This window comes from Streptomyces sp. R302 (assembly GCF_012927245.1).
Lineage (GTDB): Bacteria > Actinomycetota > Actinomycetes > Streptomycetales > Streptomycetaceae > Streptomyces.
The window spans coordinates 675,197-688,158 of the sequence record NZ_JABBGE010000001.1 but is presented as its reverse complement, the minus strand read 5'-3'; the positions used below and the strand labels follow the sequence as shown (position 1 = coordinate 688,158).

Below are 12,962 nucleotides of genomic sequence, written 5' to 3'. Positions count from 1 at the left end.
CTCCGCCTCCTCCCCTGGTCGGGCCCTGACGGAAAGCCCTGCTACCTGAGCACTGACGACGCCAGCAGTCACTTGTCCCGCCTGGCCGACACCACTGAAGCCGCGCAACTCGACGTCGGGCAAGAGCTCCTGGAGCACGCCATCGAGGTAATCGTCGACGCGGAGCCCGGGCCGGCGGAGCTCCGCCTCCTGGCAAGGGATCTCACAGAAGCTTTGCGGGACACGCTCCGCGTGGCGGTGAGCCGCGGTCACCGCCTTCCTGCGCCGAACCCCGCCGCACCCGGAGATGAAGAAGCGGGCCCTCGGTCCCCCGCTGCGGCCTTCAGTTAGCAGCTACCTACCGCAACAAGTCGAAGCCCCGGGCCAAGGTCCGGGGCTTCTCTGCACACGGCTCCGGAGGGCCCGTGTGTTTCGACCATTCACACTGGTCAGTGGCTTATAGAGAGTCAAGGGCGATGGTTTCGTCCACGGGTAGTCCGCGCCTCAACTAGTACTCGAGGGCACCAGACGGATAAACAGAAGCACAAGGGCGGGGCTGACAGACTGCGGGCTCAGTCCACCGTCTGTGGCCTGTGGGTTTACCAGTGCCTACCGCTCTCAGCCAACCCTCGTTCGGCAGGATCACGACATCGCTGCGGGCTTCGTTATCCACGATCCACGGCGAGGTGCAGTGAGAGGTCACCTCCAGACGTCACTCTCCACCACAGTTCGACTCAGGAGAGCCCTGCCAACTGGCCGCCGTTGGTGGGGCATCGCCGGAGGGCGGGTGTAGCCCTGGCGGCGCCGTGTGACTCACCGCTCGAATAAGACGTAGCTGCTGATATCTCAAGCCGCCCAACTCACCCGCAGTACCCCAATCACTCAAGGGCGCCAATAAGGCTTCTCCCGGCGGTACGGCCCACTATCTCGCGCCCCCAATGGCAGCCACATTCCTATAGAGCGCAGAAATCTCGTCGGGTGAAACGGGTTCCCGAATGGCTGTCCCCAGAGGCTCAGCCGGATGAGGTGCGAAGATGAGCGGACCAGGATCGCCGGGAGAATCATCCTGCGTAATGAGCAATGTGGCGACAGGCGCTTGGGTAATCAGGGTCTCATGGATTGATCTGGATGGGATTCGATAAACCTGGCCCGCTGTCACGTGGCGACGATTTACCTCTTGCAGATGCGCTCGCCCTTCGTAAGTGAAGTCGTTTACCTCCCCATACGATACTCGAATTACATCATGAGACCCGCAAGGATCAGGAACTGCCCTAATTGCAATATCGGTCAGCTGGCCCACCAGCACCATACTGTCCAGGTGCCACATGTGATCGTGAACTAGGCCAAGCGCATCGCCGCCCGAAGTGGACTCTGTCCAAACATGCAAGCGCACCCGTGCACCCTCCGGCATCTCACCAACAAGTCCGGTGAGCTCGGCGTGCACAAATCCGAGAGGGTGCCGAAATGCGGCGAAGTTGTCCGATCCATTCGCGAGAAAACCAAGCAGCTCCCGAGAGTCGAGCGAAATGGGCTCACCACTTGAACCTGACCGCATTGCATTGACTGCATTCCGGAGTGGGTTCATTTTAATTCGACCTCCCCTTAAAGGGTAGTTGCGCGATTTTCTCGAAATCGAGATTCTGACTTTCGGCCCAGTCTGCTAGGAGGGGCAGGCTTGGTTGATCTGAGATCCTGCTGGGTCGAACTCTTACAGCTTCCAGCGCGTCCATGACATGCTGCGCCCTGACGTCTCTCCAGTTGCGCGGAAACATATCATCGCCGGACGGAAGTACGACGGCAGGGAGCGCTTTTCCGGCTTGTTCCAGCTCGTCCCGCACCGAAGTGCAATACCATCCCCCCGCCGGAGCGTAAATGGCCCGCTCCTGCATGTCCGGTACGGTGACAATCAGCCCGGCGTTGCTCAAGTCGTAGCGGAGCGGACTGTAGTTGGAAAGGAATGAAATATCGGGCTTAACGCGAGTGCGCTGCTGATACCAGGCCGCTGCGTACAAAAGTGCAAGCAGCTCGTCACGAACACTCTGAGGATCTGTAGTTCCGGTCCGCTGTCCCGCGCTCGCACGATAATTGGCGTAGCGGTGGCACAAATCCTCGTTAGCTGGGTTTAGGATATGCATCACGTACGAGATATCCTGATTCATTACGCTCGCCAGGGCAGGAAGGGCGGTGCTTCGCTGCCAACCACCCAGACCTCCGCGAAAGTGCCATGAGTTTGCCGAGTTTAGGAGTTCATCAAGGCGCCTTCCGATTTCCTCCCGAGGGATCTCGATCACATGAGCCCCTGTACCTCGGATTTCAATGTCTTGCTTGATGGCGCCTAGATCTGTTACGACATTCTGCAGCGCTCCCTTCTGCTCTACAGCGGCCTTCTTGCTGGCTAGAAGCGTTACTAGGAATGCGCTCAAAACTACGATGGCCGCCGCAGACAGGAACTCCTGACCGAGGGAGAGAACATCAAACATGTCAAGTAGTGTGACCACGACAATCGTTGTGATCGTGAGGAACGTGACGGCATCGCCCGGAGACTCTTTTGCCGTGTTTAGGATGTTCCTGAATCTAGAGGACGTCATGCCGTGATGATAGCCACCGCCCAGCAGCACCGCTTACGGATTGTCGAGGATCTTGGAGGCGCGTGTTCTTGCAGCTCGGAGGCCTGCTAGCGATTACCTGAGCCGTCTTCGATGGTTGCATCCGACCGCTGCCGAGTGGCTTCGGACGGCCCAGGCGCACACTAGTTGACCAACGACCTTCTGATCCGTAGCTCTACAGAGATCGACCGTTGAGGTCATACAGGCTGCCGGGAAGCCCATGGAAGGTGGCGTGGGGCGCTGCCGGTGCTGGGGTTGCTGTACCTCGCTGCTGCACCTCAGCGGGTTCATCCGCTGAGCGCTTCCACGCTAGCCATGAAGATGCCCGAGCCGAAGACAGCGGCGGCCACCATCCCGAATAACCGTCAGCGAGCAGCAAGAAGCGCTTGCCACCGTGGCCCATGCCCGCACGAAGATGCCAACGAGGCAGACGCGTGCGGTCTCCGGGCGCTATGAAAGCTCGCGAAACATGCCCTCGATCGCAGCATGCTCGGAAGGCGATACAGAGGTGCCTGGGAATCCGTAGCTCATCCCAGACTGCGGCCGGCCGTCGGGGTACTCGTCATATTCGTAATGTTGTTCAATCGACTCTCGGGCAGACTCGATGTCTGATCTCATGTCGTCAATGACGCCGATCCTAATCGCCGCTGTTTCCACTTCGTCGACCCACTGATGATCAGAATCACGATCTTGCTCATTTCCGGACAAATTCTCCAGTTCCTGTCGCAAGCCAGAGCAGACGCTCTCGTGAAATCTTTCGCTAGGGTCGAAATGCCTGCCTAGGACTGAACCATACGATACAAAGAAATTTTCGAATGCGGTCACGTTATCTAGGGTGTACAGCAATTCACCCCAACTTTCGAAGGCCCACCTCAGCTCGTCTCGCACATGATCCGGGTCTTCGTCATAACGCATCATCAAGGCCTCGTTGAAGGGCTCCCAATCGTCCGGATCCATGTACCTCGAGGCTGAACACTGAAGAAGTTCGATTGTCACCGCAAGGATCTCAGTGAATTCTGCCCCCAGCAATCGATGCGCCGGCCGTAGTGACTTGAGAAGAGGTTTGACCGTTCGCTGATAAATCCTAGCCGGTCCACGTGAATCGGATTTGCTTGCCTCTTTTTCTTTGGCAATCAGATCCATCATTTTCCTGACAATGAAGCTTGTGTGGCGAGTAACGGTTTCGGCGCAGTTCGGGAAGCGGAGCTTACCTTCAAGTTCGGATACCGCATATACCAGGAGCGTGCTCACCTGAGCCAGATGCATTGCATCCCGGATAGTATCCATCAGATAGTCCGGCTCTTCGTCAAGGAAAGCGAGAGTGAAGTCACGTACGCTTGGATTGGCGTAGGATATCACCGTGTCCCCGTCATGCCCTTTTTCCAGGCTGACAAAGGTGCCTTCCAGTACTCGAAGTGCGCTTGTGTACTCAGTTGGCTTCGACTCTTTTTTGACCAAAGCCTTAAGGACCCTGGAGCTGGCGCCTTGAACAGGAAATGAGGCAAGTGTAAGCGTTAGTCGTTGCGCAAGATCCGACAACCCGTTGTTGAAGACTATTCTCCAAAGATCCAGCGGATGGTCAAGCGTGTGGTTGAGGGTGCGCGCGAGTTCATCCGCCGACGAGTGAGTCCGCTTGATGACCAATTCCAGGATCCGTGGGGAGAAGTTTTCGTGTCTAACCACTGTCCAGTAGGAAGAATTCTCTACGTACTCCCTGACGACTTCTCGTGACAGGGTAGAAAAGTAGAGGTGGTTGTACAGTATGCGGGCTCGTTGGATCGCCCCGTAGTCAGCGATCCTCATTACGAACTCGACAACTCGTAAGTCTGCATGAGCGATCGGCTCGCTGATTAGTCGAGTTTGCCGAAGGATTTGCGATCTCGTAGTCATGACAAGCCGCTTGTCTGGGTTCCGCGCCACGCGGTCCATTAGACGTATTACAGAACTGTCCTTCGCGCGCCTTTCGCTGAGGTCCGTCTGCCCGAGGAAATCGTCATACAGAAACACCTGCTTACGACCCGGTTTATATGTCTCCCATGCGTCATCAACGTCGGTTCCCACCGACACGATCTGCCATCCTTCGTGCCAGTACCTTAGAGCAAGCATTTCCGCGAGCATGCTTTTGCCAACGCCGGGCGAACCCGTTAGGACGACTACATTCTTATCGTCGAGCAGTTTGTACGCCGCCTTGAAGCTGCTGGTTGGAACGTACAGCTTGACTCTATCCCTGATGTCCTCAAGCAGTGCCTCGCTGCGCTCCCAGATGCCACTCTGAACAATGCGTTCCAAAACGGTTGTCGAGGCCAGCCAAAGCTTGAAATGTTGTTGCTCTACTATCGGATGCCGTGTGATTAGGTCATTGATGTCAGCTTGGGTTAGTAGGTCGGCGGTGTCCGAAAGCCACGGCTTGAGGTCGCCAGCGAGGGTGTCTTTCTGGGTCCTGTTTAGGTCTTGGGATGTGACGAAGAGATACCGGTCGGGCTTCTCTTTGTTCATTTTTGGAACTTCCCGGCGTGCCGACGTTCGGAGGTCCGAGAACGACGATCTGAGATAGTGCTTGCACTGGACGACGACCTTCCCTGCTGTCGTGCTCGCCCGTAAGTCGATGCCCCCGTCGCGACCACGCCCGAATGCCTCGAGGCGCCAGCGATACTCGGCTTCGAGAAGATCACGAATTAGTATCTCGAAGTCGTTAGGCGAGAGGGTTCGAAAGTCGTAGTCGGCCAATCTGTATGCTCCAACAGAGTTAGCGATCCATCAGGGATGCGAGCTGAGGGCAGGAGCATCAACTATACCGACGCTAGCGTCCGCCGCCGATGGTTTGTCAGATCACGGAGTCCTGCGGCCGTCTGGCCAGTACGGCGCGGACGGCAAGGCTCGATAGAGCGAAGTTGCAGGTCAGAGGCTTCACGAAACCGATCGGTCTTGAAAACCGTCGTGGCGCGAGTCACCGTGGGTTCAAATCCCACCCCCACCGCAGGTGAACGGCCCCTGATCAGTCAGATCGGTCGGGGGCCGTCGTCGCGTGCGTTGCCCGTCAACCACGGTGGTCCCCCGTCAGCTCCCGGCCGAACGGGCACGCCAAGGGCACGAGTGCCACCTTGGCAGCAGCAGGAGTCCTTAGGATGGCGGGCGGGGCGGAGCTGTAGCGCAGAGGTCGTCGCGCGCGGTCTCCAAAATCGCGAGGACGCCGGTTCGAATCCGGCCGGTTCTGCCCTCTTGTCGTGTCCGGCGTGGCGGCTGCCTGCATTTTGCGGTCACGCTACTGCGGGCCTTCGCCGCCTACCTCAACCCACCACTCACCCCAAGCTCCCATCCCGTCTGCCGTCAACCCACACACCGTGGAGCGGGCGTGGTTCAGGGCGTCAAGGTGGAGCGCGCCACTGTACGAACGACCTTGACGCCCTGGGCCGCGACTGCTCGGCTTTGCCTGGGTCGACGGCAGACGGGATGGGAGCTCCCCGCGCACGCCACCAATCGGCCGGCACTCGCGAACGGCGCCCCCGCCGTCCCGGAGCCTGAGCGCCCCCGCCGGAGGCATCGTCTTGAGGTTGCACTCGCGTACCGCCTCGGCCAAGTCATGGGTTCGTCACCCATCAACCCGAGCTGTCAGGCGTGCGGACGGCGGCCGGGCTGGAGCGGGGCGCAGACAGGAGCGCAGGCCCGGGCGACGGGCCGCGCGCGCCGCGCCGCGCGCGGCGGGTGCCTTGATGAAGTAGAGAAAGTCTTACCGCGCTTCTGGGCTTCGCTCGGCCTTGAACTCGCTCAGCAGGTCGAAGAACAGGTCGATGCCTGCCCTGCCGCTCGCTTCCGCGGCCTTCGTGATCTCGACCGCCCACCCCAAGGGGCTCGCGTAGGCATGGCCAAGTCGCGGCCACAACCACTCGGCGAACGGGCCCTGATGCTCAAAGTCCGTCATGGGCTCGGGGCCGTGAATCTCGGATGCGACCCGATAGCCGTACAGCATTGCCTGGAGCTCCGGGAGGGAACCGCCGCGTACGAACATTCCGGGTCGCAAGCGGACTTGATCCAGGAAGTCGTAGACGTCGCGCCACTCGCTGACGGGCTTCGCGGTGGTCATGCGGACGTGTCCAGGAGGTGGCGACCGTCGTGGCTGCGGACGTGGGGGCCGTGTCCGTCCAGGGCGTCCAGGAGGCGGATCGCGTAGACCTCGGCCATGCGCTCCTTGGCCTCGGCCGGCGTGAGCCAGTCGACCGCGGTGGACTCGTCCGAGGTTCGCTCGGTGCCGCCGGAGGGCTTGCAGCGGAAGACCAGGGCCACGATGCCTCGCGTCGTGTTCTTGTAGACGCCGGTCAGCTCGTCCACCTCGACATGGATGCCCGTCTCCTCCAGGACCTCGCGGGCCACACCTGCTTCCGGTGCCTCGGTGAGTTCGAGCACTCCGCCCGGGAGCTCCCACGTGCCGTTGTCCGCTCGGCGGATAGCCAGGAGTCGCCCGTCCTCGCGCACTACCGCTCCGGCCACGGACACCGAGTGGAGTGGCGTTGACTTTGTTCCCGCGCTCCCATTACTCATGTACAGGAGAATATGAGAGTGGGTAGGACTGTGGGAACTCCAGCAGGAGCTGGCAGGGCCGTACCTCGGTACGTGCAGATCGCGGACGAGATCGTCCAGCAGATCCGGTCCGGCGTGCTCAAGGCCGGCGACATGGTGCCCAGCGAGTCCGAGCTCGTCGAGCGGTACGGGGTCGCCGGCGGGACCATCCGTAAGGCCATGGTGGAAGTACGGGCCAGCGGGCTCGTCGAGACCCGGCACGGCAAGGGCTCGATCGTGAAGGATCGGCCTCCCGTACGGCTCCGGTCCTCGGATCGTTTCCGCGCTTCGCACCGGCGGGGCGGAAAGGCCGCTTACCTCGCCGAGTCCGAGCAGTCCGGCGCCACGGCCAAGGTGAGCGTCCTCTACATCGGGCCCATGGAAGCGCCGGCGGACATCGCCGAACGGCTCGGTGTCGATGCGGGGACTCAGGTGCTCGCGCGGCGGCGGCTGTACTTCCGGAACGGGACGCCTGTCGAGACCGCCTCGTCCTACCTGCCGTGGGACGTCGTGAAGGACATCCCCGAGCTGTTCGCCGAGAACCCCGGCCCCGGCGGCATCTACGCCCGGCTCGAAGACCACGGCCACACCTTCGCCGAGTTCATCGAGACCCTTCAGGCTCGGCCGGCCTCGAAGGCGGAAGCGTCGGAGTTGGCTCTGAGTCCTGGTGCCTCTGTGGTGCACCTGCTGCGGGGTGCCGTGACGAAGGAGGGGCGGGTCGTGGAGGTGTGCGACACGCTCATGGCTGCTGACCAGTTCGTCTTCCAGTACCGGATCCCCGCGACCGACTGACGCTCACTCAACTTCCCTCAACCCGCTGCGGTTTACTTCCGCGGCGGGTTGACTCATGTACAGGAGTGGTGCACTCTTCTTCATGTCACTCCTATATAGGAGTGCATGAGCCCAGCCTCTATAGAGGAGTGATCCACTGTGCGTCAGATCCCCGTCGACACGTCCGCCGCGATGGTGATGGTGGCCCAGCCCCCGGCCCCGAAGATCGCGAACCGCCAGACCGGCGAGATCGCCACCGACCGGGACACCGGTGCCCCGCTGATGACCGTCGACGTCATGTTCGTCATGGACGGGAACGCCGAGATCCTGAACCTGACCGTCCCCAAGACCGGCATCTCCGAGGAGCTGTCCATGGGCACTCCCGTCGCCCTGACCGGTGTCATCGCCCGGCCCTGGGAGAACGAGTTCAACGGCCAGAAGCGCCACGGCATCAGCTTCCGCGCCGTCGCCGTCACCTCGCTCGCTGCCGCGAAGGTCGGCTGACCCATGACCGCCTTAACGGTCACTCTCGCCCTGGTCGCCTCGGTCGCGCTGCTGCTGCGGTGGCAGCGTCCGGCCTGGTACTGGATGAGCTTCGGCGTCGTCTTCGCCGTGGTGCGGATCCTCGCCCGGTACGCGTCGGTCATGGACGCGTGTGGGCTGACCGTCCCGCCCTCGCGCTGGCGCCTGGCGCTGGCCCGGATGACCGGCCGGCCCATCCCCGAGTCGCGGGCGCCCCGGATCCTGCGGCTGCGGCCGACACGTACCGGGCTTGTCCTGCGGCTGAAGCTGCGGCCCGGTCAGGACGCCTTCGACTTCTCGGCCGCGTCGGACCGTCTCCGGCACTCGTTCGTCATGCAGAACGTCACCGCTCGGGAGATCCGATCGGGTGTGGTTGAGCTGCGGATGACTGGCTACGACGTCCTCAAGCGGGTCCAGATGCCCGCGGCTGCCCGCGGTGGGGTGATGCGGGTTCCGGTAGCCATGCGGGAGGACGGGGAGGTCTACTACCGCGACTACCACCAGACCCCGCACGCGTTGAACGTCGGTGCCACCCAGTCCGGAAAGTCCGTCTATCAGCGCAATCTCGTCGCCGCGCTTGCCACGCTGGATGTCGCCCTCGTCGGGATCGACTGCAAGCAGGGAGTCGAACTCGCCCCGCTAGCACGTCGGTTCACTGCCTTGACCGATAACCCTGATGCCGCTGCCGACCTCCTCGACGCCCTCGTCGAGCACATGGAGGGCGTCTACCAACTGATCCGACGCGAGCAGAGATTGAGTGCAGACCTGCCGGATGCGGAGATCACCGCCGATATCTGGGACCTGCCCGATCACCTGCGACCGACGCCGATCGTGCTCCTGGTCGATGAGGTCGCCGAACTCGCCCTCTTCGCCACGAAGGAGGAGGAGAAGCGGCGGGACCGGATCATCACCTCCCTGGTCCGGCTCGCCCAGCTCGGCCGGGCCGCCGGCATCTACCTGGAGATCTGCGGGCAGCGCTTCGGCTCCGAGCTCGGTAAGGGCATCACCATGCTTCGTGCCCAGCTCACCGGCCGGACCGCTCACCGCGTCAACGACGAGACGTCCGCCAACATGGCCTTCGGTGACATCGCCCCGGACGCCGTCCTCGCCACGGTCCAGATCCGCACCGATCGGCCCGGCACCGCTGTCGCCGGCGACTCCTCTGGTGGGTGGGTCCGCATCCGTACCCCCCACCTCACGCTCCGGCGAGCCGTGAACATCGCGAACTCCCATGCTCACCGCACGCCCGAGGTTCCCGCGCTGGACGCCTTCCGGCCGGTTCTGTCGCCTCTGGGCAAAGCCGCGGCGCCCTCGGCCGTCACGGCTCCTGCGATCGTCTGAATCCCCACGCTCCACGGCGGCGTGACCGCGCTTCACGCCAGGCCCCTACCCCTCCCATGCCTGATATCGGAAGGAGGACCCTCCGATGCGTCCCATCCGCCGACCGGACGCCGTCCTTGTACAAGCCGTGATCGCCGGCGCCCTGTCCTTCGCTCATCTCCACGACCTGGCTGCGGCTGCCGGACAGTCTGGTTGGAAGGCTTGGGCCTACCCCGTCTCCGTGGACCTCCTGCTCGTCGCCGCCTGGCACCGGCTGCGGACCTCGCGGGCCGCCGGTGTGCCTGCCCGCTCGGCCTGGACGTGGTTCATGGTCGCCCTGGCCGCTTCCCTCGGCGCGAACGTCGCCACCGCCGGTCTCCTCGACCTCGGCCACGTTCCCGCCTGGCTGCGCATCCTCGTCGCCGGGTGGCCCGCCCTCGCCTTCCTCGGCGGCACCCTCCTCGTCCACTCCCCCGCCGAGCCGGAGACCGGGCCCACTCCGGCACCGGCCCCGCCGTTCGTCGGCCCAGAGCCCGTCCCCGAGCCGACACCGGCCCTGCCGTCTGTCAATCCGGAGCCTGCCCCAGCGCCGACACCGGAGCCGGCCGCGGTCGCTGTGCCTCCCGCCCTGGTCGCCCACGCCCGCAAGGTTGCCGACGACCACCAGACCCGTACCGGCTCCCCGATCGACACCGACACCCTGCGCGCTCGCCTCGGCGTCCCGCCCCTGATGGCCAACGCCATCGCCGCCCAGCTCGCCTGAAGGGAGACCCCCATGGCCCCTCGCGACCACTTCCACTCCGTGATGCGGATCGGCCCGGTGCAGATCGGCACCCACCGCGACCGCCACGGCCGCAACAAGTACGCCGCCGTCTGCACGGCCGACGGCTGCGGCTGGTCCACCGAGTACTCCAGCTCCTCCGCCGCCCAGCTCGCCGCCCGCACCCACCGCTGCAAGCCCCGCTGACCTCGAAGGAGACCCGCGTCATGGACGTCCCGCTCTGGCTCGCCCTGATCGTCGTCGGCGGCCTCGGCATCAAGCTCATCCGCCCGCCCTGGTGGCTCGTCGCCGTGATCCTCCTCGGCGGCTATCTACTCGCCGACAGCGTCGTCGCCCCGCTCATCGACACCACGATCAACAAGTAGGGAGAACTGCCATGTTCCGGACGCGCATCCCGGTCAACCCGCTCCCGACCGGCATCGTCAGCCCGCTCGTCCAGCCGACCGGCACGGGCGACGTCGAGCCCCGTCACACCGCGCCCGCTTTGGTCTGCGACCACCACCACGCCCCCGCCCCGTCACAGTCCCCGGCCGTACGCCTCACCCCGGGCGGCCTGGCCATGGTCGTTGCCGGCGGCGCGGGTGCCGTCCTGGTCGTCGGCCCGGTCCTGGTCTCCATGCTCCTGGCCGTCGCCGTCACCGCCGCTTCGGTCGCCGTCTGCGCCGTCGTGCTGCGCTCGCTCCTCAACGGCCAGAACCGACACCGCTAGTCGGGCTTCCGGGCAGCTCAACCGCCAAGTCTCCGCTGCCCGGAAGCCGCCCCTACCCAGTTCGCAGAACCAGAAGGAACCGCCCCATGATGACCGACCCGGCCACCGCGTCGGCGGGCTTGGACACTGCCACTCTGAGCGACATGCTCCGGGTGGCCGGATCCCCCGGCTTCGACCGCTGGCGCGAGCAGATCCACCGCACCGGCGGCTGTTCCCACCCCATCCACCTCACCGGCTGGACTCTCACCCGGGACAAGACCACCGGCGAGACCCTGCACCGCTACTCCACCGACACCGAGCCGGGCGGCCATCTCCGGATCGCCTGCGGCAACCGCCGGGCCTCTCGCTGCCCCGCCTGCGCCTGGACGTACGCGGGGGACACGTACCACCTCATCCGGGCCGGCCTCGCCGGAGACAGCGCCCGGGACATCCCCACCACCGTCCGCGAACACCCCCGCGTCTTCCTCACCCTCACCGCCCCATCCTTCGGACCGGTCCACAACCGTCCCGACACCCGGCCCTGTCGCTGCGGCGTCCGCCACGCCGAGGACGACGCCACCCTCGGCACGCCGCTCGACCCCGAGTCGTACGACTACGCCGCCGCCGTCCTCTTCAACAACCACGCCGGGCAGCTCTGGCAGAGGTTCACGAATCGCCTCCGTCGAGAGATCGCCGCCGCGGCCGGCCTCTCCCAGCGTGAGCTGAAGGAGGTCGCCCTGATCTCGTACGGGAAGGTCGCCGAGTTCCAGAAGCGCGGCGCCGTCCACTTCCACGCCGTCGTCCGCATCGACGGCCCGGACGGTCCCGACTCCCCACCGCCATCGTGGGCGACCACCGAGCGCCTCACCGATGCCATCCGCGCCGCCGCCACCCACGCGTACACGACCGTGACTGTCCCCGCCGCCGGCGATCAGCCGTTACGTCGCCTCCGCTGGGGCACCCAGCTCGACATCCGGCCCGTGAAGGCGTTCGGCGACGGCTCCGACATCACCGAACAGGCCGTTGCCTCGTACATCGCCAAGTACGCGACCAAAGCCGCGGAGACCACCGGCAGCCTCGACCGCCGCGTCGGCAACCGTGAGGCCCTGGTCCTCCTCGGCGTCCCCGACCACACCCGCCGTCTCGTCGAAGCCTGCTTCGACCTCGACCCGCTGTACCCAGACCGGCGCCTTCTCGCCTGGGCCCACATGCTCGGCTTCCGCGGCCACTTCTCCACCAAGTCCCGCCAGTACTCCACCACCCTGAGCGAGCTCCGCCAGACCCGAGCCGACTACCGCGCCGCCAAGGAACGCACCGCCCGCGGCCTCGACGACATCGAGCCGGACACCGTCCTCGTCCTCACCTCCTGGCAGTACGTCGGCCAGGGGCACAGCCCTGGCGAGGCCGCCCTCGCCGCCTCCATCGCCCGGGACATCCAGCTCAACCGTGAGACCGCCCGTGACGCCCTAGGCGACCAACTCGCCCTGGAGGGAGCAACCGCATGACCGACCGACTGCTGACCGTGGGCCAAGCCGCCGAACTCCTCGGTACCACCGAGAGGTTTCCGCGTCGGCTCATCGCCGAGCGCCGGATTGCCTTCGTCAAGGTGGGGCGGCATGTCCGCATTCCTGAGCGGGCCTTGGAGGAATTCGTCGTCGCCCACACCGTCCAGCCGATCACCACTCGTCGCCGATTCGCGGCGGTGGCCTGATGGCGAACACCAAAGGGAAGCGTCGTCGCT

The 12,962-nt window shown here is 64.3% G+C and carries 13 protein-coding genes and 2 tRNA genes; 11 read left to right on the top strand and 4 right to left on the bottom strand.

The window, feature by feature from the left end; genetic code table 11:
- Window positions 1-1,565: 1,565 nt before the first annotated feature.
- On the bottom strand, window positions 1,566-2,567 hold the full coding sequence (locus HHL19_RS03110; protein ID WP_169085234.1) for a hypothetical protein: 1,002 nt from the start codon (window positions 2,565-2,567) through the stop codon (window positions 1,566-1,568).
- A gap of 468 nt (window positions 2,568-3,035) precedes the next feature.
- Window positions 3,036-5,312, bottom strand: coding sequence for a restriction endonuclease (locus HHL19_RS03105; RefSeq protein ID WP_169085232.1), 2,277 nt, complete (start codon window positions 5,310-5,312; stop codon window positions 3,036-3,038).
- A 168-nt stretch (window positions 5,313-5,480) separates the two neighbouring features.
- Between HHL19_RS03105 and HHL19_RS03100 the strand changes: the two genes are divergently transcribed.
- Window positions 5,481-5,559 (top strand) — tRNA-Ser (locus HHL19_RS03100).
- 165 nt (window positions 5,560-5,724) lie between these two features.
- Window positions 5,725-5,799 (top strand) — tRNA-Trp (locus tag HHL19_RS03095).
- A 513-nt stretch (window positions 5,800-6,312) separates the two neighbouring features.
- On the opposite strand, the gene HHL19_RS03090 is transcribed toward HHL19_RS03095, so the two are convergent.
- Window positions 6,313-6,666 (bottom strand): hypothetical protein, encoded by a 354-nt coding sequence (locus HHL19_RS03090; protein ID WP_169085231.1) that lies wholly within the window; start codon window positions 6,664-6,666, stop codon window positions 6,313-6,315.
- On the bottom strand, window positions 6,663-7,121 hold the full coding sequence (locus HHL19_RS03085) for an NUDIX domain-containing protein (RefSeq protein WP_169085229.1): 459 nt from the start codon (window positions 7,119-7,121) through the stop codon (window positions 6,663-6,665). The genes HHL19_RS03090 and HHL19_RS03085 overlap by 4 nt, the downstream gene beginning before the upstream one ends.
- A 12-nt stretch (window positions 7,122-7,133) precedes the next feature.
- Between HHL19_RS03085 and HHL19_RS03080 the strand changes: the two genes are divergently transcribed.
- The 9 genes from HHL19_RS03080 (at window position 7,134) to HHL19_RS03040 (ending at window position 12,932) form a co-directional block, all read left to right on the top strand.
- Window positions 7,134-7,931, top strand: a complete 798-nt coding sequence (locus HHL19_RS03080) for a GntR family transcriptional regulator (protein ID WP_206324489.1) — start codon at window positions 7,134-7,136, stop codon at window positions 7,929-7,931.
- Window positions 7,932-8,069: 138 nt separating this feature from the next.
- Entirely contained in the window at window positions 8,070-8,414 is a 345-nt protein-coding gene (locus tag HHL19_RS03075) for a hypothetical protein (protein WP_169085225.1), read from the top strand.
- Window positions 8,415-8,417: 3 nt separating this feature from the next.
- On the top strand, window positions 8,418-9,773 hold the full coding sequence (locus HHL19_RS03070; RefSeq protein WP_169085223.1) for an FtsK/SpoIIIE domain-containing protein: 1,356 nt from the start codon (window positions 8,418-8,420) through the stop codon (window positions 9,771-9,773).
- Window positions 9,774-9,858: 85 nt separating this feature from the next.
- Window positions 9,859-10,515, top strand: a complete 657-nt coding sequence (locus HHL19_RS03065) for a DUF2637 domain-containing protein (RefSeq protein WP_169085221.1) — start codon at window positions 9,859-9,861, stop codon at window positions 10,513-10,515.
- A 12-nt stretch (window positions 10,516-10,527) separates the two neighbouring features.
- Complete coding sequence (locus tag HHL19_RS03060) at window positions 10,528-10,719, top strand: mobile element transfer protein (RefSeq protein WP_169085219.1); 192 nt, start codon at window positions 10,528-10,530, stop codon at window positions 10,717-10,719.
- A 20-nt stretch (window positions 10,720-10,739) separates the two neighbouring features.
- Entirely contained in the window at window positions 10,740-10,898 is a 159-nt protein-coding gene (locus HHL19_RS03055; RefSeq protein WP_169085217.1) for a hypothetical protein, read from the top strand.
- Between the two features lie 11 nt (window positions 10,899-10,909).
- Window positions 10,910-11,242 (top strand): SpdD-like protein, encoded by a 333-nt coding sequence (locus HHL19_RS03050; RefSeq protein ID WP_169085215.1) that lies wholly within the window; start codon window positions 10,910-10,912, stop codon window positions 11,240-11,242.
- A gap of 89 nt (window positions 11,243-11,331) precedes the next feature.
- Window positions 11,332-12,726, top strand: coding sequence for a replication initiator protein RepSA (repSA, locus tag HHL19_RS03045; RefSeq protein WP_169086254.1), 1,395 nt, complete (start codon window positions 11,332-11,334; stop codon window positions 12,724-12,726).
- On the top strand, window positions 12,723-12,932 hold the full coding sequence (locus HHL19_RS03040; RefSeq protein WP_148002459.1) for an excisionase family DNA-binding protein: 210 nt from the start codon (window positions 12,723-12,725) through the stop codon (window positions 12,930-12,932). Before repSA ends, HHL19_RS03040 begins: the two co-directional genes overlap by 4 nt.
- The last annotated feature ends 30 nt before the right edge of the window (window positions 12,933-12,962 follow it).

What these genes read in the sequence shown, in the direction of transcription:
- HHL19_RS03110 (WP_169085234.1), bottom strand. Translation starts at nt 2,567, where the DNA reads ATGACGTCCTCTAGATTCAGGAACATCCTAAACACGGCAAAAGAGTCT.
- HHL19_RS03090 (WP_169085231.1), bottom strand. Translation starts at nt 6,666, where the DNA reads ATGACCACCGCGAAGCCCGTCAGCGAGTGGCGCGACGTCTACGACTTC.
- HHL19_RS03085 (WP_169085229.1), bottom strand. Translation starts at nt 7,121, where the DNA reads ATGAGTAATGGGAGCGCGGGAACAAAGTCAACGCCACTCCACTCGGTG.
- HHL19_RS03080 (WP_206324489.1), top strand. Translation starts at nt 7,134, where the DNA reads ATGAGAGTGGGTAGGACTGTGGGAACTCCAGCAGGAGCTGGCAGGGCC.
- HHL19_RS03070 (WP_169085223.1), top strand. Translation starts at nt 8,418, where the DNA reads ATGACCGCCTTAACGGTCACTCTCGCCCTGGTCGCCTCGGTCGCGCTG.
- HHL19_RS03065 (WP_169085221.1), top strand. Translation starts at nt 9,859, where the DNA reads ATGCGTCCCATCCGCCGACCGGACGCCGTCCTTGTACAAGCCGTGATC.
- HHL19_RS03060 (WP_169085219.1), top strand. Translation starts at nt 10,528, where the DNA reads ATGGCCCCTCGCGACCACTTCCACTCCGTGATGCGGATCGGCCCGGTG.
- HHL19_RS03055 (WP_169085217.1), top strand. Translation starts at nt 10,740, where the DNA reads ATGGACGTCCCGCTCTGGCTCGCCCTGATCGTCGTCGGCGGCCTCGGC.
- HHL19_RS03050 (WP_169085215.1), top strand. Translation starts at nt 10,910, where the DNA reads ATGTTCCGGACGCGCATCCCGGTCAACCCGCTCCCGACCGGCATCGTC.
- repSA (WP_169086254.1), top strand. Translation starts at nt 11,332, where the DNA reads ATGACCGACCCGGCCACCGCGTCGGCGGGCTTGGACACTGCCACTCTG.
- HHL19_RS03040 (WP_148002459.1), top strand. Translation starts at nt 12,723, where the DNA reads ATGACCGACCGACTGCTGACCGTGGGCCAAGCCGCCGAACTCCTCGGT.